The organism is Pseudomonas mendocina, assembly GCF_003008615.1.
Classification (GTDB): domain Bacteria; phylum Pseudomonadota; class Gammaproteobacteria; order Pseudomonadales; family Pseudomonadaceae; genus Aquipseudomonas; species Aquipseudomonas mendocina_C.
This window is the reverse complement of the sequence record NZ_CP027657.1, coordinates 535595-558876: the sequence shown is the minus strand read 5'-3', so window position 1 is coordinate 558876 and position 23282 is coordinate 535595. Positions and strand designations below refer to the sequence as shown.

The following is a 23282-nucleotide window of genomic DNA, read 5'->3' as shown; positions in this document are numbered from 1 at the left end:
AGCACTGAAACCCGGAACCCTCGGTCGTGCAAATTATTTCAGGTCACTGCCTCAGGGCTTGCGGGTGACGATGCGCAGCCATGGGGTGAACTCGCGAACCTGCAGCGGCAGCACCTCGGCGAGCAGGTTCAGTGCGCGAGTGCTGTCATCCAGCGGCAGCACCGCAGAGACGCGCAGATTCGCCAGTTCCTCCCGGTCGAATTGCACATGGCCGGGGAACTGCCTGGCCAGTTGGTCGAGCACTTCCGGCAGCGGCTGATCCTTCACCACCAGTTGATGGTGACGCCAGGAGTCTTCGACGCTACGGGTATCCACCGGGGCCGTCAGTTGCACGTCGCTGCGACTGATACGTGCCTGCTCGCCAGCGCTTACCTCGACGGTTATGGGCGCGTCGACAGCGCTGGCTGCCACGCGTGATTCGAGCATGGTCAGCAGGGTCACGTCGTTCTGCCGGGTGACCACGAAACGGGTGCCCAATGCACGCATCTGACCTTGCTCGGTCTCGACGACGAACGGCCGCGCCGGATCGTGAGCGACCTCCACCAGCACTTCGCCACGCAACAAACGGATACGACGTTGTTCGCCGTCGTACTGCACGTCCACGGCGCTGTTGCCGTTGAGGGTCAGCAGCGACTGATCGGGCAACTGGTGCTGCAACCACTGCGCTGGCTGAGTGCGCAGGTCAGCCAGCATGTAGCTGGGTAGCTCGCTGCGCCACAGCGCCCAGGCGGGCAGCAGGGCGAACAGCAGGAGCAGGGCAGTGGTGCTGCGCTTGCTACGCGTGTTGCGACTGCTGAATGCCGCATCCAGCGCGGCATGCACCGAAGCCTTCTGCGGACGCAGCGCCGCCATCTGGCCGATGAACCCCTGCAGTCGTTCGGCCGCCGCGGCATGACGCGGGTCGCTGTGTTTCCAGAGCTCGAACTCGGCGCGCAGGCGCTCGTCGGCATCCGGCTCGTTGAGCAGGATCAGCCAGTTGGCGGCCTGTTCGTTGATGGCGTCGGTTTTGCTCATGGCAGTGTTCAGATATCCAGCGCGTTACTGCAATGCAGCAGCGCTTGCATCAGGTGCTTGCGCACCATCCGCTCGGAAATACCCATCTGTGCGGCGACTTCGAGTTGCGTCTGGCCGTCCAGGAAATACAGGAGGAAGGCTTGCCGCTGCTTGGCGCTGAGTTCCTCGAGCACGAAGGCGATCTGCTCCAACGCTTCGAGGGTGACGAGAATCTGCTCGGGCGATTGGTAACCCTCCAGACTCTCGGCGACCAGCGCCAGTTCTCGCAGGTAGGCGTCTTCGATCTGCTGGCGGCGTGACTTGTCGATCACCAGGCGGCGTGCCGTGGTGGTCAGGAAGGCTCGCGGCTCACGGATGCTGCCCAGCATCTCGCGTGAGGAGATAATGCGCGCGAAGGTGTCCTGCGCCAGATCCGCCGCGTTGTGCGAGCAGCCAAGCTTGCGACGCAACCAGGCGAGCAACCAACCGTGGTGGTCGCTGTAGAGCTCATGGAGGGCTTGCTGGAAAGGAGGCTCGGCCGCGGACATGCGCAAACTCGCGATGGGGGAATCCATCTCAAATTACATTTGAGAATTATTCGCATGATATGGGTTTGCCGGCTCGTATCGCAACTACCGACCTGATGCATGCGCTCGCAGCAGCGTTGCGGTGGATGCCATGCCGGTTGGCGCCGGCGGCGTATAGCGTTCGGCCGCCTCGAAAATGCCTGTGCCTGGGGCCGACAGTCTTCGGCAATACCCCATACAATGGGCGCCTGACCATTCCGGGCCATGAACATGGCTGCACCAACGAGGAACTCGCCTGCATGGCCTCCCCTGAGAAACAGAAGAAGCGCGCCCAGCGGGCCAAGACCAAGGCCAAGCAGAACCGCATGGGCAAGCCCAAGCACCAGGCCAATCTCGTCCACCCGATTCTGGCCAACCCACTGATCAACGAGCCGTTCGACGATGTCGAGATCGATCTCAGTACGTTCGACTTCAAGGACATCGAAGAGAACGGCTTCGACCCGGCGCATTTCGACGACCTGCTCCAGGCGATGAAGGCCGGCGAGGGCATCAGCCTGCTCGCGCTGTGCCTGGTGTTCCTGCAATACCCGGTGTTGGAGCTGGTAGTCGCCGAGGAGTCGCAAGACGCCGCGACCGATTTCATGATGGGCCTGCTGATCGTCTACCGGGCGATATTCCATGGCGAAGACGAGGATGCGGCGGTCGCCTGGATCGGCAGCGACGCCTTCCAGAGCGCCTATAACGAAGCGTCTCTGATCCTGGAGAAGAAGAACGCCCGCACCTGACCGACGGGCTGATCAACCTCTAAGCGCCGCCTCGATCCGGGCGATATCGATCTTGCTCATGGTCATCATCGCCTCGAAGGCGCGCTTGGCGGCTGCGCGGTCAGGGTTGGCGATGGCATCGCTAAGAATGCGTGGCGTGATCTGCCAGGAAATACCCCATTTGTCCTTGCACCAGCCGCATTCGCTGGCCTGACCACCGTTGTCGATGATCGCGCTCCACAAGCGATCCGTCTCGGCCTGATCGTCGGTGGCGACCTGAAACGAAAACGCCTCGTTGTGTCGGAACACCGGGCCACCGTTGAGGCCGAGGCAGGGAATGCCCATCACCTTGAACTCAACCGTCAGCACGTCGCCCTGTTGGCCGCTGGGGTAATCGCCGGGCGCGTGATGCACGGCCAACACGGTGCTGTCAGGAAAGGTCTCGGCGTAGAAGGTGGCAGCCTCCAGCGCGTCACGGTCGTACCAGAGGCAGATGGTGTTCTTGCTGCTCATTCCGACTCTCCAGAGCGGTGTATGGAGTCAGAAGTCTAGTCGGCAATAACGCTGGCGATGCCAGAATGAGAAAGGCTCCAGGCACTGATGTGCCCGGAGCCTTTGGCGCGGGTGAAACCGGTCAGAAGGCGGTTTGTACGCGTACGTAGAAGGTGCGGTAGGTGCCTTCCTCGGTCAGGCTGTTGCTTTCCAGCAGGCCATTGGCGCCATAGGTGGTGGCGCGGCTGTCCTCGTTCTGGGCGAACAGGTTGAGCACCGACAGGTTCAGGCTGGTGTTCTCGCTGAGTTGGGTACGCGCCGAGACATCGACACGGCCGACGGCATCCTGATCGCCCTCTGCCGTCTTGCCCGAGGTCAGTCGATATTTCTGGTTGTAGCCGCTGTTCCAGTTGTAGTTGACGCCGAAGGTAGTGCGCAGGCTGGCCAGGTAGTAGTCGGCGCCAGCGTTGAACAGGTAGTCCGGTTGATCGAGGAAGCGCCGGGTTTCACCGGTGGCTTCGCTCTTCAGACGGGTGTGCACGGCAGTGGCGTTGGACCATAGCGTTAGCTGCGGCATACCAAGGGCATCCAGCGGCGCGCGTGCTTCCAGCTCCAGACCGCTGGCCTGGCCGTCGCCGGCGTTCTCCGTGTGGCTCAGCCAACGACCGTTGTCCTGCTGGCTGAGGACGCTTTCGATCTTGTCGCTGAACTGGCGATGGAACAGGTTGGCCGAGAGCAGGCCGCGTTGATCATTGAAGAAGTGATCCAGCCCCAGGTCGACACCCCAGATGGATTCTGGCGTCATTGCCGGGTTGCCGCCGGTGTCGGGTCTGGCCAACGTGCCGGAGTCGGTGGTGACGGTCGGGCTCAGTTCGCGCAGATCCGGCCGGCGCAGCGTGCGCGCGATACCCAGGCGCCAGTCGGTGTTGGCGCTGAGATGGCCCAGGTAGCTGATCGAAGGCAGCGGGCTCAGCTTGCTGGTCTGCTGCTTGGCGCCGCTGAAATCGCGGGTGCGGGTGTGGGCATCTTCCAGGCGCAGGCCGTAGGTCAGGCTGTCGCCCCAGGGCAGGAGCCAGGTGTCCTGAGCGAACAGATGGGTGATGTCTTCACGAATTTGATAGGTGCGCGCGGCATTGATTGGCCTGAGCGTACCGTTCTCGATATTGCTGTTGTCCTCTTCGCGGGTTTCGCGGCGTGCCCCGACGCCCCATTCGAGGCTGTGCGCGTCGAGCAGCGTCTTGACCTTGAGGTTGGGAGAGACGGAGGTCATGTGGATGTTCTCGTCGCGTAGGCGCGTGCGATCCAGGGTGCCGTTGGCCCGGTAGCGTTTGGCGTCGCGGGTGGTGTCCTCGTCGGCCTTCTGCAGGTCTAGGCTCAGCAGCAGCTCAGTGTCATCGCTCCACTGGTGCGTCCAGTCGCTGAGCAGGCCCAGGTTGGTGCGCTTGCGCTCGCGATCCTCGAACTCGGTGCGACGAACCGCGTTCTGCGCGGTTTCCAGCTCGGCAGCGATGTCATCGCGGTATTCGGTGGTCTTCAGGTAATCGAGCTGGAAGTTCAGGCGGTTGGCCTCGTCCAGGCGCAGCTCCAGCGAGGGCAGGAAGTTGCCTTGCTCGAAGCGGCGTTCATTGGTGCCCAGCTCACCGCCATTGGCGCCACTGTTGTTGAACACCAGCGAGTCCTTGCTCTCGTTACGGCGCTGCAACTGCACGCCACCCGCCAGGTTCAGCGTGACGTTGTCGTTACCCAGGCTGTAGAAGGCGGTGGCATCTCCCAGGCCACCGTTGCTTTCCATATGCCCGGCACCGATGCCGATCTCGCCGTTACCGCCCTTGGCGCGCTGCTTGAGAATGATATTGACGGTGCCCGCAGCGCCCTGGCCCTCCTGGCTGGCCAGGGGCGAGCGGATAATCTCGACTCGCTCGACCAGTGAGCTTGGGATGCGATCCAGCTGCACGCTGCGCTTGGAGTTGGCATCGAGGATACGTCGACCGTTGACCAGCACCTGCGCGTACTCGGGGCCGATGCCGCGCAACTGCACCTCACGCGCGCGGTTGGCGCCGGCAAAGGAGACCCCGACCAGGCGACGAAGAGCATCGCCCAGCGGCTGGTCGCCAAACTGGTTGAGCTGCTCGGCTTCGATAACAGCCTTCGAACTGCTGGCCTCACGTCGTTCGGCGTGAGCGCGTTGCACGGCGTTCTCGATGGGGGCGCTGGAGATTTCTACCGCGTCCAGGCTGACGACCTGGGCGGCAAGCGGGGCGCTGCAGCTGGCCAGCAGAAGACCCAGCAGAGCTCTCTTATTCCTGTTGTGCATGATGGCTCACATTGTTTTAGATTCATTTAATGATAATTATTTCCAAATGTATAAATCAATCATGCGCATGAAAATCATTGGCAGAAGCCGCTTGCCCGGTGGCAATCGCCGGGAGGGCACTCACCTGAGGTGGGGGCGCGCCATGTTGACGAGGTGGGAGAACGAGCGACGCGGTGGACGATGCGCTCAGCGCTGAGCCGGATCTCGCGCAGGCGCGAGCGGCCTTGAAAACGCCTTGGTTCGGCGTTGGAGGGGGAGGTCAGTCGAGCGGGCGTTGCCATGAAGCACGGAATTGACCTGGCAGCCATGCGCTCAGAGCAATAACTGTCAGGTCAAATCACTGTTGCTGAAAATTGGCGGAATCAAGTCTGAGGATTTCTCGAAACGAACCGTTGCTTAAGACCAATAGGCCTCTAAGAGCGTGTTCAAAGTCTGCTGCGCGTCGGCCATGCAGCGTTGAAATCAAGCTCAGAATGCTCATTTACAGCTCGTAAAGTCGAACGCGACTCCGAGCGTTCTTCGCTCGATTTCGCCTTGCCTGGCTCTAGCTCGCGAGACTTTGAACAGGCTCTAAGGCGCTGCCTGATCGAAGATGCTGCTCTGTTCGTTCTGTCCTGCAGAAACGAAAGGTGCATCTTCAATGTGGTAGACCGTCGGTTCTGCCGAGAAGTATTCCTCTAGCCCATCCATGAATACCTGATGGTCATCACTCGCTTCGAAGACCTTGTGGTCTGTAAGTGAGCGCCAGCGCACGATGAGGTTGAATACCTGAGGCGTTTCGATGCCTTGCGTGAGCATGTGGCCGCCGTAACCCGTGGCGCGTTTCAGCAACGGTTCGACATTGGCAAATGCAGGTCTGAAATTCTCGATATGTTCCGGGTGAACGGGGAGTAGAGCGATCTCGTAAATCATGGGATTTCTCCAAAGTGGTTTGCGTATTTGAACGTTGCCGTTTACCGGGCGAGCGAGGGATCGACGGCAATCGCAATCTTTCCGCGCAGGCCGTTGTTGGGGCTTTCCAGTAGCGCGTGGGCGCGAGGGATGTCGGCAAGCGAAAAGACCGCGCCCACGTGTGGCCGCAGTTGGCCGCGCTCGATCAATGCGCTCAGCTCATCGAGCTTGCCGCGGTTCTGGCGGGTGAAAACGAAGTGGTAACTTGCGTTCTTGCCCCAGGCCAGGATGACGTTCTGCGGCTGGGCGATATCCACGATCGAGACCACGCGGCCCAGTTGTGCGAGGGCGTCGGGGCTGCGCGAGAGGGTGTTGCCGCCGATCGTGTCGAATATCACGTCGACGCCCTGGCCACCGGTTTCTCGCAGGATGGCGTCGACGTAATCCTCTTGTTCGTAGTCGATGACGACGTCGGCACCCAGGCTTCGTGCGAATTCGAAGTTTGCCTCGCGCACTGTGGTGAACACCTTGGCGCCTATGGCTTTTGCCAGCTGGATCGCCACATGACCGACGCCTCCCGCGCCGCCGTGCACCAGAATGCTTTCACCCACCCTGAGCGATGCACGCACCACCAGTGCTTCCCATGCCGTGCCGCCAACCAGGGTCAGGGTGGCAGCCTCGAGATGGCTCAGCGAGGCAGGTTTCTTCCCGACAATGTTTTCGGCCGCAACGTGGTACTCGGCGTAGCTACCGGGGCCATCAAAAATTTGCGGGGTGTACCAGACCTCGTCGCCTGGCACGAAGCTCGTCACACCGGGGCCGACCGCTTCGACGACGCCGGAGACGTCATGCCCGGTAATGCTTGGTAGCGGCACGTAGTCGGCGTAATCGCCGCGGCGAACCTGGAAATCCAGCGGGTTGATGGAGGTGGCGTGGACACGAACCAGGACTTGTCCTGCCTGCGGTACGGGCTTGGGCACGTCACGCAGTTCGAACGATTCCGGGCCGCCAAATGACTTCAGTATCTGTGCTTTCATGGTAAACCTCGTTTCTGGAAAAAGGGATATAGGGAATTTCCGATATGCTGATGCGAAGATTTAAGGGAGCTTCTATGGCCTCAGTTCATTGTGAGCCCTCGTTTCGGTAAAAAGGAATATCGAGATTTTTCGATATGTATGGGTGAAAAAATTACAGCTCCTTGTCCAGAAGCTCGGCAAGGGCACGGATGTTTGCTTCATTGCGCTTGTAGTAAGTCCATTGCCCGATGCGACGGACTTCGACCAGGCCCACTCGTTGCAGCGTCGCAAGGTAATCGGACACCGTCGACTGCGACAGACCGACACCTTCTTGAATGCTGCTGACGCAGACGCCCACCGTATGAACGTCCCCTTCATCTTGTGGGGGGAAGTTCTTCACGGGATCCTTCAGGCCTTTCAAGATCTTGAGGCGTGTAGGGTTCGAGAGGGCTTTGAATACGTCGATCAGTTCCATGGGGAGCGATAATATCGATATTTACCGATATGTCAATGCGTGGTTCATTCATGCTCAACGATACGCCCGCATCCATCGATGCAGGCCCTCTGGCGGGCGCCTTATCAAGCAAGCATCGGAGGGCTGGTCATCGCCCATTTACTAGCATCGGGAGCGAGCCGTGGAGGCGCTGAGGTTTTGAGCAGAAACCCACCTCGCGACAGGTTTCTGCTTGGCTCAAGGCCTGTTCACTTGGCCGCCGTTCCCTTCACGGAGTCGGTACGATACAGCGCCAGGTGGTTGGTGATGCACATGTCCATCGCCTCGATCAGGAACAAGTGGGGCTTGTCCTTGATCGGCGGCACCAGGCAGCGGCTGGCAACGCGTTGGCCGAGTATTTCCGCGTCGATGTAGATGAGGTTCACCGGCGATTTCTCCGGGTTTTCTTCGGCGCTGAAGAAGGCGCGGGTGTATTCCTCGTCCCCGGCGGTTTTGTCGAAGATGCTGCTGTCGATCCGAGTGGTCAGGACTTCGCCGACAGGTAGTTCCTGGCGGCTCAGAATGGCCACGCCAATCGGGCCGGTCAGCCCGGCGAGCAGCGAACTCTTGCGCAGCTGTGACTGCAGGTTGGCGTAGGTCACGAAGTGATGGACGTTGATGGATGGCTGCGTGCCCAGTTCTGGAAACTTCTCGTAGGCGCGGTGGGCGAGCAGCCGTGAGCCTGTGGGCTTGGTCGCGGTGTCCGGCATGCGATAGATCGCGTAGGCGCTGCTGGTGACCAGCAGACTGAAAATTTCCTTCTCTCTCTCGCTGCTTGGGCGTCGATCGTGGATGACGATCTTGTCGGATTGCTCGATGCCTGGATATTCCGGTGGCGGTAGCGAAGGTTGGCTGGCGCAGCCGGCAATGATCAGTGGGCTGGCGACGAGAAGGCATTTAAGGGCGTGCATACGACATCCTGTTGTCGGGAAGGGTTGTTGATTCATGACCAGGCACTGCGCAAGTGCTAAGCGCATGATGGCCATGAGCTATTGATGCTCGCTCAAGCCCTGTGTGTTTTCAATGAGCGTGGTATTGGTGGATGAAACCTCCAGGCAAAGCGCCGTGCGCGGTTAGTATTGGCCGATCGATTTATTCACTGCCATCTGGAGCCTCGTATGACCGCTTCGCTGCCCGCCGTCGCCTTCGCTGGTATTGGCCTGATGGGCCTGCCCATGACCTGTCGCCTGCTCGCTGCCGGCTACCCGCTGACCATCTGGAACCGTACCCCGGATAAATGTGCGCCTCTGCTGGAACACGGTGCGCACCGCGTGGAAACACCGGCCGAGCTGTGCCGCGATGCCAATGTGGTGATGTTGTGTCTGGCCAATACCGACGTGGTGCGTGAGGTGGTATTTGGCGTGGGCGGTATCGTCGAGGGGGCTCGGCCGGGACAACTGCTGGTGGATTTCTCCAGCCTGGAGCCGGCTGCAACGCGTGAGATGGCCGCCGAGCTGGAAGCGCGCACTGGCATGCGCTGGGTGGACGCACCGGTTTCCGGCGGTACGCCCGGGGCCGAAGCGGGCACTCTGGCGATCATGGCCGGCGGGCGTGAGGACGACGTGGAGCGTATCCGTCCGGTGCTCGCGCACCTGGGGCAGCGCCTGACGCGCATGGGCGAGGTGGGCGCCGGGCAGGTGACCAAGGTGTGCAACCAGATGATCGTCGCCTGCAATGCGTTGGTGATCGCCGAGGTGGTGGCGCTGGCCGAGCGCGCCGATGTCGACGCGAGCTTGATCGCTCCGGCGCTGGCCGGTGGTTTCGCCGATTCCAAGCCGTTGCAGATTCTCGCGCCGCAAATGGCCGCCAGCCAGTTCGAGCCGATCAAGTGGCACGTGCGCACGCTACTCAAGGATCTCGATACAGCGGTGAAGCTTGCGCGCGAGCAGGGCAGCGCTACGCCGATGAGCGGTTTGGCTGCGCAACTGATGCGATTGCACGGCAGCCAGGGCAATCTGGAGCGTGATCCGGCCACGCTGGTGCAACTGCTGCGGGAGCAATGCCCATGAGAATTGCCGCCAATCTGTCCATGCTGTTCACCGAGTTGCCGCTGCGCGAGCGTGTGCAGGCCGCTGCGATTGCCGGCTTCGACGGTGTGGAGATTCAGTTCCCCTACGAGCTGCCGGCCATCAGCCTGAAAGAAACCTTGGAACGCACGGGCCTGCCGCTGGTGCTGATCAATGTACCTGCCGGTGACTTGATGACCGGTGGCCCTGGCCTGGCTGGCGTGCCGGCACGTCAGGCGGATTTCGATGCCGCGCTGCAGGAGGCTCTGACCTACGCCACCATGGTGCGCCCGGCCTGCATCAATGTGCTACCGGGGCGCTTGGCTGAGGGTGTGAATCGTGAGCAGGCACTGGATTGCCTTACCGCCAACCTGCGCAAGAGTGCCGAGGCCTTTGCCTTGTTGGGCATTCAGGTGCTGGTGGAGGCGATCAACCCTATCGACATGCCGGGTTTCCTGATCAATACGCCTGAGCAGTTGGACGAGCTGTTGCATGCTGTCGATCATCCCAACCTGGCCGCGCAGTACGACCTCTACCACATGGCACGTCAGGGGCTGGATGTGGCGGCGGGTATGCGCTTGCTGGCCGGGCGCATCGGTCATGTGCAGTTCGCCGATGTGCCGGGGCGCGGTGCGCCAGGTACGGGGGAGCTGGCGTTCCCGGCCCTGCTCAGTGCGCTGCGTGACAGCGGTTACGCCGGTTGGCTGGGCGCCGAGTACAAACCAGGTGATGCGGGCACGCAGGCGAGCCTCGGCTGGCTGGCGCAGTGGCAGCAGCGTACGTAGGGTGCGCTGTGCGCACCGCGGTTCGCATGGTTCTCGGTTGTATCAATTTGGCTCGGTGCGCATGGCGCACCCTACAGTGCCGATGGTGCGCCGGTGACGGAGGTCAGAACCTCGTGCCCACGCGCTCCAGCGGGCGGTAATGTGGCGGGAAGAGGGTGACGATCTCCTCCAGTGGCACCGGTTTGCTGAACAGATAGCCCTGTACCTGATCGCAACCGCGTTCCTGCAGGAACGCCAACTGTTCGGCGGTTTCCACGCCTTCGGCCACCACCTTCAGATGCAGGGCGTGGGCCATGGCGATGATGGCGTGGACGATTTCACGATCTTGGTTCGAATCGGCAATGTCCTGAATGAAGGAGCGGTCGACCTTCAGTGTGTCCAGCGGCAGGCGACGCAGATAGGCAAGGGACGAATAGCCAGTACCGAAGTCGTCGATGGACAGGCTCACGCCCAGTGCACGAATGTTTTCCAGCAGCCCAATGGCGCGGTTGATGTTGCTCAGCAGCGCGCTTTCGGTCACCTCCAACTCCAGGCACTGAGCGGGGCAGTCGGTGGCGTTGAGCAACTGCTCGATGCGGCCGGGTAATTGGTCGTTAGCCAGATTCAGGGCCGAGCAGTTGACGGCGATCTTCAGGCCTGGGTAGCCCATCTGATCCAGGCTGTTGAGGTCGAGGCAGGCGCGGCGTAGCACCCAGTTGTCGAGCTGGTCGATGAAACCATTGGCTTCGGCAACGGCGATGAAGCGCTCGGGCGTGAGCAACCCATGTTGCGGATGATGCCAGCGCACCAGAGCTTCGAGCTTGCTCAGCGCGCCGCTGCTCAGGTCGATGATCGGCTGGTAGAACAGGGTCAGGCCGTGATCCTGCTGCAATGCCTGGCGCAGATCCTCTTCCAGTTGCAGCTCGAACGAGGCCTTCTGTTTCAGGTGCGGATTGAAGAAATGCACCACGTTGCGTCCGCTGCCCTTGGATTGATAGAGCGCCAGGTCGGCGTGCTTGAGCAGTTCGTCGGCGCTGCTGCCATCTTGTGGGAACAGGCTGATGCCGACGCTGGTGGTCATCACGATCTTGCGCCCGGCCAGGCTGATCGGCTCCTTCATCTGTTCCAGCATTCGGTTGGCCAGCGCGCGCGGGTCGGCATTGCTGTCGAGGCTGGCGACCACGCAGAACTCATCGCCACCGAAGCGGGCGATGATGTCGCGTTCACGCAGCGCGGCGCGGATGCGTTGCGCCACGACGCGCAGCAGTTCGTCACCGGCATCGTGACCGAGGGTGTCGTTGATGCGTTTGAAGTGATCGATATCGAGAAACATCACCGCCAGGGTGCGTCCGGTGACGGCATGTTCCTCCAGCGTGGCAGCGAATACCCGATTGAAACCACGGCGGTTGAGCAGCTCTGTCAGCGGATCGAAGTGCGCTACCTGTTCCAACGAGGCCTTGGCCTGATCAAGTTGTACCAGCAGGTTGTTGACCCGCTGCAGGTCGCGCTCCTTGTCGTCCAGCTTGCGTCCGGCCCAGGCGGCGGCCAGGCTCAAGGTGAGGATCAGCAGGGTGATCGAGGCTACGATCACGACCAGTTGCACGCTGTTATCGGCGCTGCGCAACTCCAGGGCCGTGCCATCCGGCACCACCAGATGCAGCGCGGCCATGCCCGTGTAGTGCATCGCGGCGATGGCTGCCCCCATCACCAGGGCTGCGGAATATTTCAGCCAGCGCTGACGGCGCGATGAACCGTAGCGTACGTAGCGGTTTAGTTGCAGCGCGGCAAAGCTGGCACTGATGGCGATGACGATGGACAGGGTGAACAGGCCACCGTGGTAGTAGGCTTGGGCCTGTGAGCGGATCGCTGCCATGCCGCTGTAATGCATGGCGGTGATGCCCAGGCCGATGATCACGGCGGCCAGTAGCTGCCGATCCAAGCCGGGGCGTGGCATGGCCATGCAGTACAAGGCGAGCAGGGCGGCAGCCAGGGCTACCAGTAACGACAGCACGGTGGTGGCCAGGTCATAACGGATGGCGACAGGCGCCTGGAAGGCCAGCATGCCGATGAAGTGCATGGACCAGATTGCGCCCGCCAGGCACAAGCCACCAACTAGGCCCCAAGCCAGGCGCATGCTGCGTCTCTGTACATGATCGAGGTGCTTGGCGATGGTCAGTGTGCTGAGACTGCCGACGCTGGCGATGACGTACGACAGCAACACCAGCCAGGGATCATGGCTGCAGTCGAGCAGGAGTTGGCCCTGCTCGGGCAGATCAGCGAGAAAGCGGATCGAAAGTCCTTCCATAGTCACCCCGCTTGGCAGTGGCTAGCGTGCCCTACTCAGTGAAGCACAAGCACGCCCCAGACCGCCTATTTCCCGTAGTCGTTGAGCGAAATTACCCGGGTTTTGCCGATGCGATGGCGGTAAATCTCGCGCAGGTATTTGATCGCCTGCTTGACGCTTTCGCGCGATAGACGGATGTCGTTGATCGAGACGAACTTCTCAGCGTCATGGATCAGTTCACGGTACTTCTTCTCGTACATCGGTTTGATCGCATACCAGTTGGTGTCGAGGATCTTCGCCGGGTCTTCGTATTCGTTGAGCATGCTGTCGAGCTGTGCCTCGTTGAAGCGTTCGGCGACGATGAAATCGAGCATGGCGTCGTCCAGGCTGTCGTCAAAGCGGTACTGGTCGCGGGCGAAGCAGCGCTTGATGTAGGCGACGATCAAGGTCAGGAAGTCGTCCGACAGGCACGGGCTCTTGACGATCAGGGTGGTCAGCGACAGGTTGGCCGAGGCGCCGATCACCAGTGCGTAGCGCTTGAGCGTGGTGTTGGGGAAGAGGTTGTTGAGGTGGGTCTTGAGCCGGTTCAGATCCATGTACGACAGCTTGTAGTCCTTGGGCAGCGAGACGATGGACACCACCGAGGAACAGTTCTTGAAGAAGTGCAGGTCGCTCAACTGGGTGGCGTCGTAGCCGCTGGACTTGTATTGCTCGAGCGCCTGGCGATAGCGCTTGGATTCGATCGGTAGCAGGCTGATACCTTCGATGGCCTGGGTGACCTTATTGAAGTGCGGCAGGTCGATGGAGCGGAAGAACAGGTCGTCGATGTTCAGTCGCGGTGGGTGCTGTTCCTTGTCCAGCACGCGAAATTTCTCCGAGAGCTGAGCCGGCTGTTCGGGCACCACGGACTCGGCATAGGCCACGGCCACCGGGCCGGCCAGGCTCATGAACAGGTCGTTGGCGTCGAGGCGGATGGTTTCGCCGATGTCGATGCCGGCGCGGCGGAAGTAGTTCTGGTCGTAGTCGCTGGTTACTGCCTGGGCGGTAAGAATGTTGAAGATCTGCTGCGAGATGTACTGGTTGGCATGGCGCTCCATGGCCGTTACGTCGAGGTTGTGGATACTGCCGTCACCGCTCTCTTCGGCGTAGCGCATGATGTCGTTGGAGATCAGCATCATGGCGTTCCATGGGCGGATGCGGCGCATCACGCTTTCGGCGCTGCTCTGCTCGTTGTCGAAGTTGTAGGAGAAGTCCCATTCCTCGGCCAGGTACTTGCACAGCAGACGCCCGGCATTGATGTGCAGCGCTTCGGACATCTCGCTGCGCTGGTCGGAGATGTTCGGCAGGATGCAGATGCCACTAGTGAAAATCGGTTCGAAGACGAAGCCCCGGTCGCGCTCGCCCTCGCTGTCGTCCGGTGCCTTGCTGTCGAAGGTCTTGCTCATGTAGGCGAACTGCTGCGCCAGGCCAAACTCCGAGGCCATGCCCGAGCCAGTACCGCCACCGGCGCTGAAGATGTAGAAGTACAGGCGTGACTGGTTGGCTTTGATCCCGCAGGAGTCGATCAGGTAGCTGTGGATGAACTTCCAGTCCTCGTTGGTGAAACGCTGGGTGTCCTTGTTGAGGATGATCTTGGCCAGGTACTGACCGAGTATCGGCGCGTTGCCGGCCCCGCCGGCATGCACCTCGGACAGATCCATGATCTTCATCTTGCTGTAGTCGTTGAGAAAGCCGCTGGTTTCTCCTTTGCGGGAAAAGCGGATGCGCCCTTCGATGTCCTTGTCCAGATCCCCGAGCATCACCAGCGGTTCGATCAGGAATACCGGTTTGCTGCTCTTGCTCGGCGTACGCAGCAGGTTGCTGCGAATCCAGCGGCTGGGGCGCGAGGCCTGCTCGATGGCGGCGGTGGCTTCGCTGTGAAACTCCTCCAGATAGAACTGGCGCGCGTTGTAGACCAGGGAGGCGACGTCCAGGGCGATGTTCGAGCCGCAGCGGCCGAGACCGATCAGGCACACCGAGGGAAACTGCTGGATGCGGCTGGACTCGCTGTCGTCCAGCGGTTCACCGAGAGGAAACACCAGGTTACGCAGGCCATCGAGGTTATCGAGGATGCGTTCGATGTCGCGTTCGGTGAAGTACAGGTACTGCTCGCCGCTGTCGCTGTGCACCGGCAGCGCGGGTGGCGCCAGCAGGGTGTCGGCGAGATCGGCCAGGGTGGCTTCCTTGGCGGGGGCTACGGCGTCTTTTTTAGTTTTCATCGGTGACAGTCCGGGCGAGTCAGTGGGGTGTTGGCTGTTGGCCATAAAATGACCAACCCCATTGGTTCTAGCACGGAAAAAAGCACCGTGCCTTATTCCGGCCGGATATGAGGCAGATTGGCATCGGTCACCATCGATCTGCATAAACCTAGCGAATGGTCGCAGACAACGCCGGGCAAAGCCTCTAGATTGCCCGTCCCAGCGTTTGGCTGGTGCTGCCAAGGTAGGCGCCACCGTTGTAGGCCGCACGCGGACAACAAAAAAGAGACGTTGCCATGCAGCCCAATCAGCAAGCCACGAATGCCTGGCGCATTCTGTTCCTGCTTTTCCTTGCCAACCTGTTCAACTTCTTCGATCGCACCATTCCCGCCATCATCATCGAGCCGATACGCCTGGAGTGGAGCCTGAGCGATTTGCAGCTCGGCCTGATCGGCACCGCTTTCACCATCGTCTATGCCCTGGCCGGCATTCCGCTCGGGCGGATGGCCGATACCGGCGCGCGGCGCAAGATCATGGGCTGGGGCCTGGCGGCCTGGAGTGGCCTGACAGCGCTCAACGGCATGGCCTGGAATTTCTGGAGCTTTCTGCTGATTCGCATGGGCGTGGGCATCGGTGAGGCCAGCTATGCACCGGCGGCCAACTCGCTGATCGGCGACCTGTTTCCTGCCCACAAGCGCTCACGGGCCATGGGCCTCTTCATGCTCGGCCTGCCGCTGGGGTTGTTGCTGGCGTTCTTCACCATCGGCGCCATGGTTCAGGCATTCGGCAGCTGGCGCGCGCCGTTTCTGATCGCCGCCGTGCCGGGGCTGATTCTGGCGCTGTTCCTGTTCTTCATTCGCGAGCCGGCACGTGGTGCGGCGGAGGTCACTCGCGTCAGCAGCGCGCCAGTGGAGAAGCCGCTGCGCACGGTGCTGGCAATCCGCACCTTCTGGTGGCTGGTACTGGCGGGCCTGGCGTTCAACTTCGCCGCCTACGCCTGCAACTCGTTCATGGTGCCGATGCTGCAACGCTACTTCGGCCTGGGCCTGCAGGATGCGGCAATGGCCACTGGCGTGATCGTCGGGCTCACCGGGCTGGTCGGTCTGACGGCAGGGGGCTGGATCGCCGACAAGGTACATCAGCGCTGGCACAACGGCCGGCTGCTGTTCGCCGCCCTCAGCATGCTGGTGGCCTGCGTCTGCACCGGTTGGGCGCTAAGCGCAGGACGAATCGATACGGCAGTGTTCGTCGGGGTATTCAGCCTGGGCTGGCTGTTCTCCTACAACTTCTATACCTGCGTCTACACGGCGATCCAGGATGTGATCGAGCCGCGCCTGCGGGCCACGGCCATGGCGCTGTTCTTCGCCGGCCTATACCTGCTGGGTGGGGGCCTCGGTCCGCTGGCGGTGGGCTGGCTGTCGGATCATTACGCGCAGGCAGCCATGCACGCAGCCGGTGCCAGCGAGATGAGCGAGGCGTTCAAGGCCGCTGGCCTGCATGACGCGATGGTGCTGATCCCGGTTGCGTTGTTCCTGACTCTGTTGGCATTGCTGCAGGCGTCGCGCTGCTTCCAGCGCGACGCGCTACGGATGCGTGAGGGCTTGGCCGGGGCGGTTCCGGCATAGAGAGTGAGCACGGTGTGCGTGGCACACCCTACGCAGCGGCGTCCCCCCGCGCAGGGCGTACTCGCCGCAGGCCGTACGCCGCTAGTCAGCGGTAGCAGGGTTGGTGCTACGCATTACGTCCCTATCGGGGGAAGCGGGGGTATGGGGCGCGCCCTACGGGAGTAGGGCGCACCACGCGCTGGAGGCTTCAGGGCACCAACAGGATCTTGCCGTCACGCTCGCCGCTGGCGGCTGCCGCCACGGCATCCTTGATATGTGCCAGGTCATAGGTGGCCGCGACGCGGGTCTTCAGCTTGCCGCTGGCGATCAACTGCACCAGTTCACCGAACACCTTCATCTGTTGCGCCTGGTTGGCTTGCTGGAACCACTTGGCCAGCCAGAAGCCACGCAGTGTCACGTCGCGGAACACGAACGAGGCCGGCGATACCTGGCAGGCCTGGCCGCTCATCATGCCGTAGTTCACCAGTACGCCACCGTTGGCCAGCGTGGCTGCCAGGTTGTCGGTACTGACACCGCCGACCGCATCGATGCCCAGGCGCACTTCGGCGCCGCCCGTGGCTACGCGTACGCGTTTGGCCAGATCCGGGCCATCGACCAGCACCAGGTCGCCACCTTCGGCTTCTACTGCGGCAACAGCCGACTCACGGCGCACCACGTTGATGGTCTTGAAGCCGCGCAGCTTGGCCAGCTGGATCAGGTAGCTGCCGACGCCCGAGTTGGCGGCGTTCTGGATCACCCAGTCGCCAGGCTTGAGGTCGACGAATTCGCTGAGCAGCAACGAGGCGGTCGGCGGGTTGACGGTGAGCATCGCCAGTTGCAGCGGGTCGGCATCCGGCAGCGGAATCAGTTTGTCCGCCGGAGCATTCAGGGCTGTGACCCAGGTGCCACAGCCAACCGGCAGCAGCACGGTCTGGCCGACCTTGAAGTGGCTGACGCCTTCACCGAGCGCCTCGACCTTGCCGACACCTTCGTTGCCGCCAATGGCCGGCAGTGGTGGCAGCATGCCGTAGGCGCCCGTCAGGGTCAGCACATCGGAAGGGTTGATCGGTGCAGCCAGTACCTTGACCCGGACTTGCCCAGCGGCAGGTTCCGGCAGTTGCAACGGCACTGCGCTGATGACGTCTTGCGGCACCGGGCCACGGTGTTGGTATTCGGCTTTGAGCATGGGCTTGGTCTCCTGAAAGCAGGCGCAAAATGCGTGGAGCCAGTCTAGCTGCGATAGGGCAAAGCGGAATGAATCAGTTGGCATCCACTCTGGTGATGACCACCTTGAGCCGTCTATGCTCTGCCGGGATCGATAACGGGATAGATGATGCTCAGAGGGTGGCTGGGTTTGGTGGTGGCGTGCCTGAGTACGACGGTTGCAGCAGAGGTACTGCATGTCGGCTTCGGTACGCACAAGCCGCCATACGTATTCGAGGGCGAGCCACGGGGACTGGAATACGAGCTGGTGGATCGTGCCGCTCAACATGCGGGTTTCGAGCTGACTGCTTACTACGCGCCGATCGAGCGCCTGCATCTGATGCTGCGGCGCGGCGAGATCGATGCCATTGCCACGACTCATGAGCGCAGTGGCGTAGAGGCCTTCTATTCGGACGTCTACATCCACTACCACAACGTTGCGGTGTCACTGGCCAAGCGTGGCTATCGCATCGAGCGCATCTCCGATCTCGGTCAATACTCCGTCAGTGCTTTTCAGCGTGCTCGTCTGCTATTGGGGGCGGAGTTCGAGCGCATGGCCCTGAGCAACCCGCGCTATCGCGAAGAGGCCCTGCAGATCAATCGCAACCGTTTGCTCTACAGCGGACGTTCCGAGGTGGTGGTAGGAGACAAGCGCATCATTCGCTATTTCGACCGAGAGGTTGCCGATCAGGTTGACGTGACCCAGCCACTGGCCTGGTTCGAGATTTTCCCGCCTACGCCTTACCGCGTCGGTTTTCGCCGTGCCGAACAGCGTCAGCGTTTCGACCGGGGGCTGCGAATCTTGCGTGAGTCTGGCGAGTACCGGCGTATCGAGCAGCGCTACCTGACGGACTGAAACCTGAGGAAACTTTTGCAGGGCTGCTGGCTTTGGGCGGCTGTTGCACTATGGCCGCTTGTCTGACGCATGGAGATGCCACAATGCCGCGCCTCAAGCCACTTGCTGCCTTTGCTTTGCTCGCCTCGTTCGGTTGTCAGTACAGCTTCGCCGAAGACCGGCAGCAGTCCACCGAGCTGGGGTCGCTGAGCGTCCACACCGTTGCCGAAGGCCTGGCCAACCCCTGGGCCGTGGCCTTTCTGCCGGACGGGCAGGGTTATCTGGTCAGTGAACGGCCAGGTGCGTTGCGCCGGGTAAGCGCCGAAGGTGAAGTGTCCGAGCCGCTGCGCGGTGTACCGGAAGTCTTCGCCGTGGGGCAGGGTGGTTTGCTCGATGTGGTGCTGTCGCCTGATTTCGCCACGGATCGACTGGTCTATCTGTCCTTTGCCGAGGCGGGTGACGGGGCGGCGGGTACGGCTGTTGGGCGTGGCAAACTGTCGGCCGATGCCACGGCGCTGGAGGATTTCGAGGTGATCTTCCGTCAGCAGCCCAAGCTGTCGAGCGGTACGCACTTCGGTTCGCGCCTGGTGTTCGACCGTGACGGCCACCTGTTCATCGCCCTGGGTGACAACAATGATCGTCCCACCGCTCAGGATCTCGACAAGCTGCAGGGCAAGCTGGTGCGTATTTTCCCTGATGGACGCATTCCCGATGACAACCCGTTCCTGAGTCGCGATGGTGCCCGCGATGAAATCTGGTCATACGGCCATCGCAACCAGCAGGGCGCGGCGCTCAACCCCTGGAGCGGTCGCCTGTGGACGCACGAGCACGGTCCGCGTGGTGGCGATGAAATCAATATTCCCGAAGCCGGCAAGAACTACGGCTGGCCGCTGGCGACTCATGGGGTGAACTACTCGATGCTGGCGATTCCCGAGGCCAAGGGCAAGACTGTCGAAGGCACCGAGCCGCCGCATCATGTCTGGGAAAAGTCGCCGGCTATCAGCGGCATGGCGTTCTACGATGCCGAGCGTTTCCCGGCCTGGCAGCACAATCTGTTCATTGGCGCGCTTTCGGGCCAGGCGCTGATACGCCTGCAGCTCGATGGCGACAAGATTGTCCATGAGGAACGTTTGCTTGAGTCGCTCAACGCACGCGTGCGCGACGTGCGGCAAGGGCCGGACGGCTATATCTACGTGCTGACGGATGCGCCGAAAGGGCAGTTGCTGCGCCTGGGGTTGGCGAGCGAGTAATGGGGGAGGAGGGGCCGGGTGCGCATGGCGCACCCAAGGCGATCACTTCTTGCTGATGGTGATCTGGCGAGTGCCGCCGTAAGTTTGACCGCTGACACCTTTGGCGATCTGCTGGATCTCGCCACCACCTTGCAGGAAGGCTGCAATCTGCGCCTCGATGGACTCGCGGGTTTCCACGGCAGGGGCGGGTTTGCTGACTTTGCTGGAGGAGGACTTCACGCGCAGAGTGGCCATGACCTTGATCTCTTTCAGATGGGCGGCCGGCCATTATGCCACAACTGGCCCCTTCCTGCTTGGTTAATCGCCCTGATGCCTACCAGAACCCTATCCAGAGGTCGCTTTTCGCAGCCGTTTATGGCTTGTTTCCCAGGTACTTACGCCACCCGCTGACCGGCCGTCGAATCGCCACGCAGCAAGCCCTGAAGCTCGCTAACTCGGGTAGAATGGTCGGCTGTTTTGGCGAGGTGAAACACGATGGCCTTGATTGGGCGCATGAATTCTTTGCAGGTGGTCAAACACACCGACTTCGGTCTGTACCTGGACGGTGGCGCGGACGGTGAAATACTCCTGCCCAAGCGCTACATCCCCAAGGACACGCCGAGCGAAGTCGATGACTGGCTCAACGTGTTCATCTACCTCGACAGCGAAGACAAGCTGATCGCCACCACGTTGAAACCGAAGATCCAGCTAGGTGAATTCGCCAGCCTCAAGGTGGTGGACATCAACCGTGTCGGTCTGTTCTTCGACTGGGGCCTGCCCAAGGATCTGCTGCTGCCGCACTCCGAAGAGAAGCGCCCGCTACAGATCGGCGATTACTGTGTGATCTACCTCTATCTGGACAAGCACACCCGCCGCCTCACCGCGACAGCTCGCCTGGATCGCCATCTGGACAAGGTGCCGGCCAACTACCAGGTCGGCCAGGAAGTCGACCTGCTGGTGGTCGAGCGTACCGACCTTGGTTTCAAGGCCATCATCGATGGCAAGCACTGGGGGCTGATCCACAAGAACGAGCTGTTCAAGTTCATTCGCAATGGCATGCGCGAGAAGGGCTATATCAAGGAACTGCGCGCCGACGGCAAGATCAGCCTGAGCCTGCAGCCCATCGGGCGTGAGGCTGCCAGCGGCCTGGCCGAGCAGATCATCGAGCGCCTGCGGGCGCAGAATGGCGTGCTGGCGCTGGGCGACAAGAGCCCGCCAGAGTTGATCGCCGAGCAGTTCAGGGTCAGCAAGGGCAACTTCAAGAAGGCCATCGGCGGCCTCTACAAGCAGGGCCTGATTCACATTCACGACGATCGTATCGAACTGCTCGATAGTTGACGCACCAGTGACTTGAGCGCGAGCGCGGCAACTCGCATAATGCGCGCTTGTCATCGCCGGTGTAGCTCAGTCGGTAGAGCAGCGCACTCGTAACGCGAAGGTCGTAGGTTCGATTCCTATCTCCGGCACCAGTTGATTCAAAGGGTTGGCCTCGGCCAACCCTTTGTCGTTTCTGGCCGCACATTCCTGTTCGCTGCTGTCGAAGCACATGTGGTGATAGTGTTTCGGCTGCGGGCGGGTATCGCCTGGCCTCGGCATCGATGGGAGGTGCTCATGTTCATTCGTTCGATTCTGGTGATCCTGGCTGTATCCGTGTGTGGTGCTGCGTTCGCCGATCAGCCGCAGACGATTCGCGTGATTCCCAAGAGCTATGTCAGCCCGGGCGCCAGTGGCAGTGTCTCGGGGTCGTCGAGTTACGAGCAGTACAACCTCTATGGCGGGCAACGCCTGCCGCAGGGCAGCGTGCGCCAGGAAAGCAGCTACGGCAGCCATTCCAGCGAAACGCGCGGCGGGATTCGGCAGAGCATCGAGTATCCGGGTGGGCTGATCATCGAACGCCAACCCGGTAGCGGCAGTTATCAGCAGCAGCGCAGTCGCTGATCGTTCAATGGCTTGCGGCGGTGTGATCCACGGGGCTCGGGGTGCCGGCGATCACCGCACGGTTACGTCCTTCGCTCTTGGCCCGATAGAGACAGGCGTCGGCGCGCTGTAGCCAGCTTTCCCAATGCTCGCCGCTGTGCAGGACGGCGCCGCCGATGGACACGGTGACCGCGCCGCCTGGGCTTTTCAACTCCTGTTCGACCCGCATCAGCAGGTTTTGTGCGGCAGCGCGCAGGCCGTCGATTTCGGTGTTGGGCAATAGCAGGAGAAACTCCTCGCCGCCGAAGCGGAACAGGCGATCTTCCTTGCGCGAGCAACGTATGATCAGCTCGACGAAAGCCACCAGAACCTGATCGCCGACATGGTGGCCGAAGCGGTCATTGATCTGCTTGAAATGATCCAGATCCATTACCAGCAGTCCGTAGTTGTCGCTGTGACGGCGATGGCTGGCCATGGCGATCTTCAGTTCTTCGTTCATCGCCCTGCGGTTGCGGGCACCTGTGAGTGGGTCATGAATGGCCAGCAGCTGCAGTTGGTCGCGCTGGTTACGCGTACGGAACGCGAAGATGAAACTCAGTACGCTGGCCATCATGCAGGTGACCAGAAACGAAACCATCTGGTAGTGGCTTTCGAACACGCTGCCAGGCACCAGCAGGGCGTGGCTGACCAGGCTGACCAGCACCACGGAGGTCGCCAGCAGCGCTTTGCCAGGCGTGACCATGAAGAAGTTGAAGAGAATCAGCGGATAGATCCAGAACAGGCCATTGACGCCCAGGTTGATGGCGATCAGCGTGGCACCGATGGAGAAGACTGCAGCCAGGTAGATACCGGGTTTGACCGTGTCACGGGTAAACCAGGCGTAGAGCACGGCGAATAGTGTGGATAAGACGATGACGGTGTCGGCGATACCGACCAGATAGTTGCCGTTCAGCAGGCGGTAGACGGCGTAGGGAGTGATGCCAATGACGCCGAACAGCCCCATCAGGGTAATGATCGACAGCTGGAAATCATTGCGCAGGCGCTTCAGCAAACGAGCGGTCTGGATAGCCATAGCGTTTCTTTTCGTTGTTATGGAACAAGCATGCAGAGCTTTGACCGCGAATGGCAAGGGGCATTCCTGAGCAAAGTGCCAGTATTTACGCCCGGGGTGACAGGCTGCCTAGTTAATGCGCAGCGATACTAGCGACTTGTTGCGCTGGTAGCGGGCCAGCCGTTCGGCTAGTTCGGGAGGAAGCGTCTGGCAGTCAACGAAGCCCAGGCGTTGATAGAAGATGCGCAGATCGGGGTGGCAGAACAGCCAGACGGGCTCTGGATGCGCTGCGAGGCTGTGACGCAGCAGCTGTGCAGCAACGCCCTGGCACCGCCACATGGGGGCGACGAACAGCCCCGTAAGCCATTGTCCGCCTGTTACTGCACGCAGGCCGAGGGCGGCGACGATTTCTCCCTCACTCTCGGCGACCCACAGCTCATCGCCCGCCTGGCTGCGCATGGGCGAACGATGGCTGCGGTAGAACTTGTCGACCAATGGCCGCAACAACGGTAGCAGGCAGCGGTAGTGGATACGGCTCATCGGCGCACGCAAACGGGGTGGTGGGTTATTTAACCAGAGTCATGGATAGGGTGTGCCATGCTCAGCCGTTGGTAGGCAATACCGTCCTGTCTGCGCGAGCTGATATGGATCTGGCAGGCCTT

General features: G+C 61.4%; 22 protein-coding genes and 1 tRNA gene. 9 read left to right on the top strand and 14 right to left on the bottom strand.

What is annotated here, in order from left to right; translation table 11 throughout:
- Positions 1 to 51 precede the first annotated feature (51 nt).
- Together C7A17_RS02640 and C7A17_RS02635 are read right to left on the bottom strand one after the other, a co-directional pair.
- A complete protein-coding gene (locus C7A17_RS02640; protein ID WP_106736552.1) occupies positions 52 to 1014 on the bottom strand; it encodes a FecR family protein in 963 nt (320 codons plus the stop codon).
- An 8-nt stretch (positions 1015 to 1022) separates the two neighbouring features.
- The gene (locus C7A17_RS02635) at positions 1023 to 1541 is read right to left on the bottom strand and encodes a sigma-70 family RNA polymerase sigma factor (RefSeq protein WP_106736551.1); all 519 of its coding nucleotides are present in this window, start codon (positions 1539 to 1541) and stop codon (positions 1023 to 1025) included.
- A gap of 278 nt (positions 1542 to 1819) precedes the next feature.
- Between C7A17_RS02635 and C7A17_RS02630 the strand changes: the two genes are divergently transcribed.
- Positions 1820 to 2305, top strand: coding sequence for a hypothetical protein (locus C7A17_RS02630; RefSeq protein ID WP_106736550.1), 486 nt, complete (start codon positions 1820 to 1822; stop codon positions 2303 to 2305).
- 12 nt (positions 2306 to 2317) lie between these two features.
- Here the strand turns inward: C7A17_RS02630 and C7A17_RS02625 are convergent, their stop codons facing one another.
- From C7A17_RS02625 to C7A17_RS02600, 6 genes are all read right to left on the bottom strand, one after another.
- Positions 2318 to 2797 carry a VOC family protein gene (locus C7A17_RS02625; RefSeq protein WP_106736549.1) on the bottom strand — a complete coding sequence of 160 codons (480 nt, stop codon included), beginning with the start codon at positions 2795 to 2797 and terminating at the stop codon, positions 2318 to 2320.
- Between the two features lie 121 nt (positions 2798 to 2918).
- Positions 2919 to 5090, bottom strand: coding sequence for a TonB-dependent receptor plug domain-containing protein (locus C7A17_RS02620; RefSeq protein WP_106736548.1), 2172 nt, complete (start codon positions 5088 to 5090; stop codon positions 2919 to 2921).
- A 570-nt stretch (positions 5091 to 5660) separates the two neighbouring features.
- Positions 5661 to 6002 carry an antibiotic biosynthesis monooxygenase family protein gene (locus C7A17_RS02615; RefSeq protein WP_106736547.1) on the bottom strand — a complete coding sequence of 114 codons (342 nt, stop codon included), beginning with the start codon at positions 6000 to 6002 and terminating at the stop codon, positions 5661 to 5663.
- 41 nt (positions 6003 to 6043) lie between these two features.
- On the bottom strand, positions 6044 to 7018 hold the full coding sequence (locus tag C7A17_RS02610; RefSeq protein WP_106736546.1) for a zinc-dependent alcohol dehydrogenase family protein: 975 nt from the start codon (positions 7016 to 7018) through the stop codon (positions 6044 to 6046).
- A 151-nt stretch (positions 7019 to 7169) separates the two neighbouring features.
- Entirely contained in the window at positions 7170 to 7472 is a 303-nt protein-coding gene (locus tag C7A17_RS02605) for an ArsR/SmtB family transcription factor (protein ID WP_106736545.1), read from the bottom strand.
- A gap of 227 nt (positions 7473 to 7699) precedes the next feature.
- Positions 7700 to 8401 (bottom strand): hypothetical protein, encoded by a 702-nt coding sequence (locus tag C7A17_RS02600; protein ID WP_106736544.1) that lies wholly within the window; start codon positions 8399 to 8401, stop codon positions 7700 to 7702.
- A gap of 207 nt (positions 8402 to 8608) precedes the next feature.
- On the opposite strand from C7A17_RS02600, the gene C7A17_RS02595 reads away from it, so the two are divergent.
- Positions 8609 to 9499, top strand: coding sequence for an NAD(P)-dependent oxidoreductase (locus C7A17_RS02595; protein WP_106736543.1), 891 nt, complete (start codon positions 8609 to 8611; stop codon positions 9497 to 9499).
- A complete protein-coding gene (locus C7A17_RS02590; protein WP_106736542.1) occupies positions 9496 to 10281 on the top strand; it encodes a hydroxypyruvate isomerase family protein in 786 nt (261 codons plus the stop codon). Before C7A17_RS02595 ends, C7A17_RS02590 begins: the two co-directional genes overlap by 4 nt.
- Positions 10282 to 10384: 103 nt before the next feature.
- Here the strand turns inward: C7A17_RS02590 and C7A17_RS02585 are convergent, their stop codons facing one another.
- Together C7A17_RS02585 and C7A17_RS02580 are read right to left on the bottom strand one after the other, a co-directional pair.
- The gene (locus C7A17_RS02585) at positions 10385 to 12565 is read right to left on the bottom strand and encodes a putative bifunctional diguanylate cyclase/phosphodiesterase (protein WP_106736541.1); all 2181 of its coding nucleotides are present in this window, start codon (positions 12563 to 12565) and stop codon (positions 10385 to 10387) included.
- Between the two features lie 65 nt (positions 12566 to 12630).
- Entirely contained in the window at positions 12631 to 14802 is a 2172-nt protein-coding gene (locus C7A17_RS02580) for a hypothetical protein (RefSeq protein WP_106736540.1), read from the bottom strand.
- 275 nt (positions 14803 to 15077) lie between these two features.
- Here C7A17_RS02580 and C7A17_RS02575 point away from each other — a divergent pair, with 275 nt between their 5' ends.
- Positions 15078 to 16406: a spinster family MFS transporter gene (locus C7A17_RS02575; RefSeq protein ID WP_106736539.1), complete on the top strand. Its 1329-nt coding sequence runs from the start codon at positions 15078 to 15080 to the stop codon at positions 16404 to 16406.
- 187 nt (positions 16407 to 16593) lie between these two features.
- On the opposite strand, the gene C7A17_RS02570 is transcribed toward C7A17_RS02575, so the two are convergent.
- Positions 16594 to 17571: a zinc-dependent alcohol dehydrogenase family protein gene (locus C7A17_RS02570; protein ID WP_106736538.1), complete on the bottom strand. Its 978-nt coding sequence runs from the start codon at positions 17569 to 17571 to the stop codon at positions 16594 to 16596.
- 147 nt (positions 17572 to 17718) lie between these two features.
- Here C7A17_RS02570 and C7A17_RS02565 point away from each other — a divergent pair, with 147 nt between their 5' ends.
- Both C7A17_RS02565 and C7A17_RS02560 read left to right on the top strand, forming a co-directional pair.
- Positions 17719 to 18444 carry a substrate-binding periplasmic protein gene (locus C7A17_RS02565; protein ID WP_106742690.1) on the top strand — a complete coding sequence of 242 codons (726 nt, stop codon included), beginning with the start codon at positions 17719 to 17721 and terminating at the stop codon, positions 18442 to 18444.
- Positions 18445 to 18527: 83 nt separating this feature from the next.
- Positions 18528 to 19673 (top strand): PQQ-dependent sugar dehydrogenase, encoded by a 1146-nt coding sequence (locus C7A17_RS02560; RefSeq protein ID WP_106736537.1) that lies wholly within the window; start codon positions 18528 to 18530, stop codon positions 19671 to 19673.
- A 42-nt stretch (positions 19674 to 19715) separates the two neighbouring features.
- Here the strand turns inward: C7A17_RS02560 and C7A17_RS02555 are convergent, their stop codons facing one another.
- Positions 19716 to 19907: a hypothetical protein gene (locus tag C7A17_RS02555; RefSeq protein ID WP_003462311.1), complete on the bottom strand. Its 192-nt coding sequence runs from the start codon at positions 19905 to 19907 to the stop codon at positions 19716 to 19718.
- 240 nt (positions 19908 to 20147) lie between these two features.
- Here C7A17_RS02555 and C7A17_RS02550 point away from each other — a divergent pair, with 240 nt between their 5' ends.
- From C7A17_RS02550 to C7A17_RS02540, 3 genes are all read left to right on the top strand, one after another.
- Positions 20148 to 20990, top strand: a complete 843-nt coding sequence (locus C7A17_RS02550) for a CvfB family protein (protein ID WP_106736536.1) — start codon at positions 20148 to 20150, stop codon at positions 20988 to 20990.
- A gap of 55 nt (positions 20991 to 21045) precedes the next feature.
- Positions 21046 to 21121 (top strand) — tRNA-Thr (locus C7A17_RS02545).
- Between the two features lie 142 nt (positions 21122 to 21263).
- Positions 21264 to 21590 (top strand): hypothetical protein, encoded by a 327-nt coding sequence (locus C7A17_RS02540; RefSeq protein WP_106736535.1) that lies wholly within the window; start codon positions 21264 to 21266, stop codon positions 21588 to 21590.
- A 4-nt stretch (positions 21591 to 21594) separates the two neighbouring features.
- Here C7A17_RS02540 and C7A17_RS02535 read toward each other — a convergent pair whose 3' ends face one another.
- Both C7A17_RS02535 and C7A17_RS02530 read right to left on the bottom strand, forming a co-directional pair.
- Positions 21595 to 22641: a GGDEF domain-containing protein gene (locus C7A17_RS02535; protein WP_106736534.1), complete on the bottom strand. Its 1047-nt coding sequence runs from the start codon at positions 22639 to 22641 to the stop codon at positions 21595 to 21597.
- A 108-nt stretch (positions 22642 to 22749) separates the two neighbouring features.
- Entirely contained in the window at positions 22750 to 23160 is a 411-nt protein-coding gene (locus tag C7A17_RS02530) for a GNAT family N-acetyltransferase (protein ID WP_106736533.1), read from the bottom strand.
- Between the last annotated feature and the right edge of the window lie 122 nt (positions 23161 to 23282).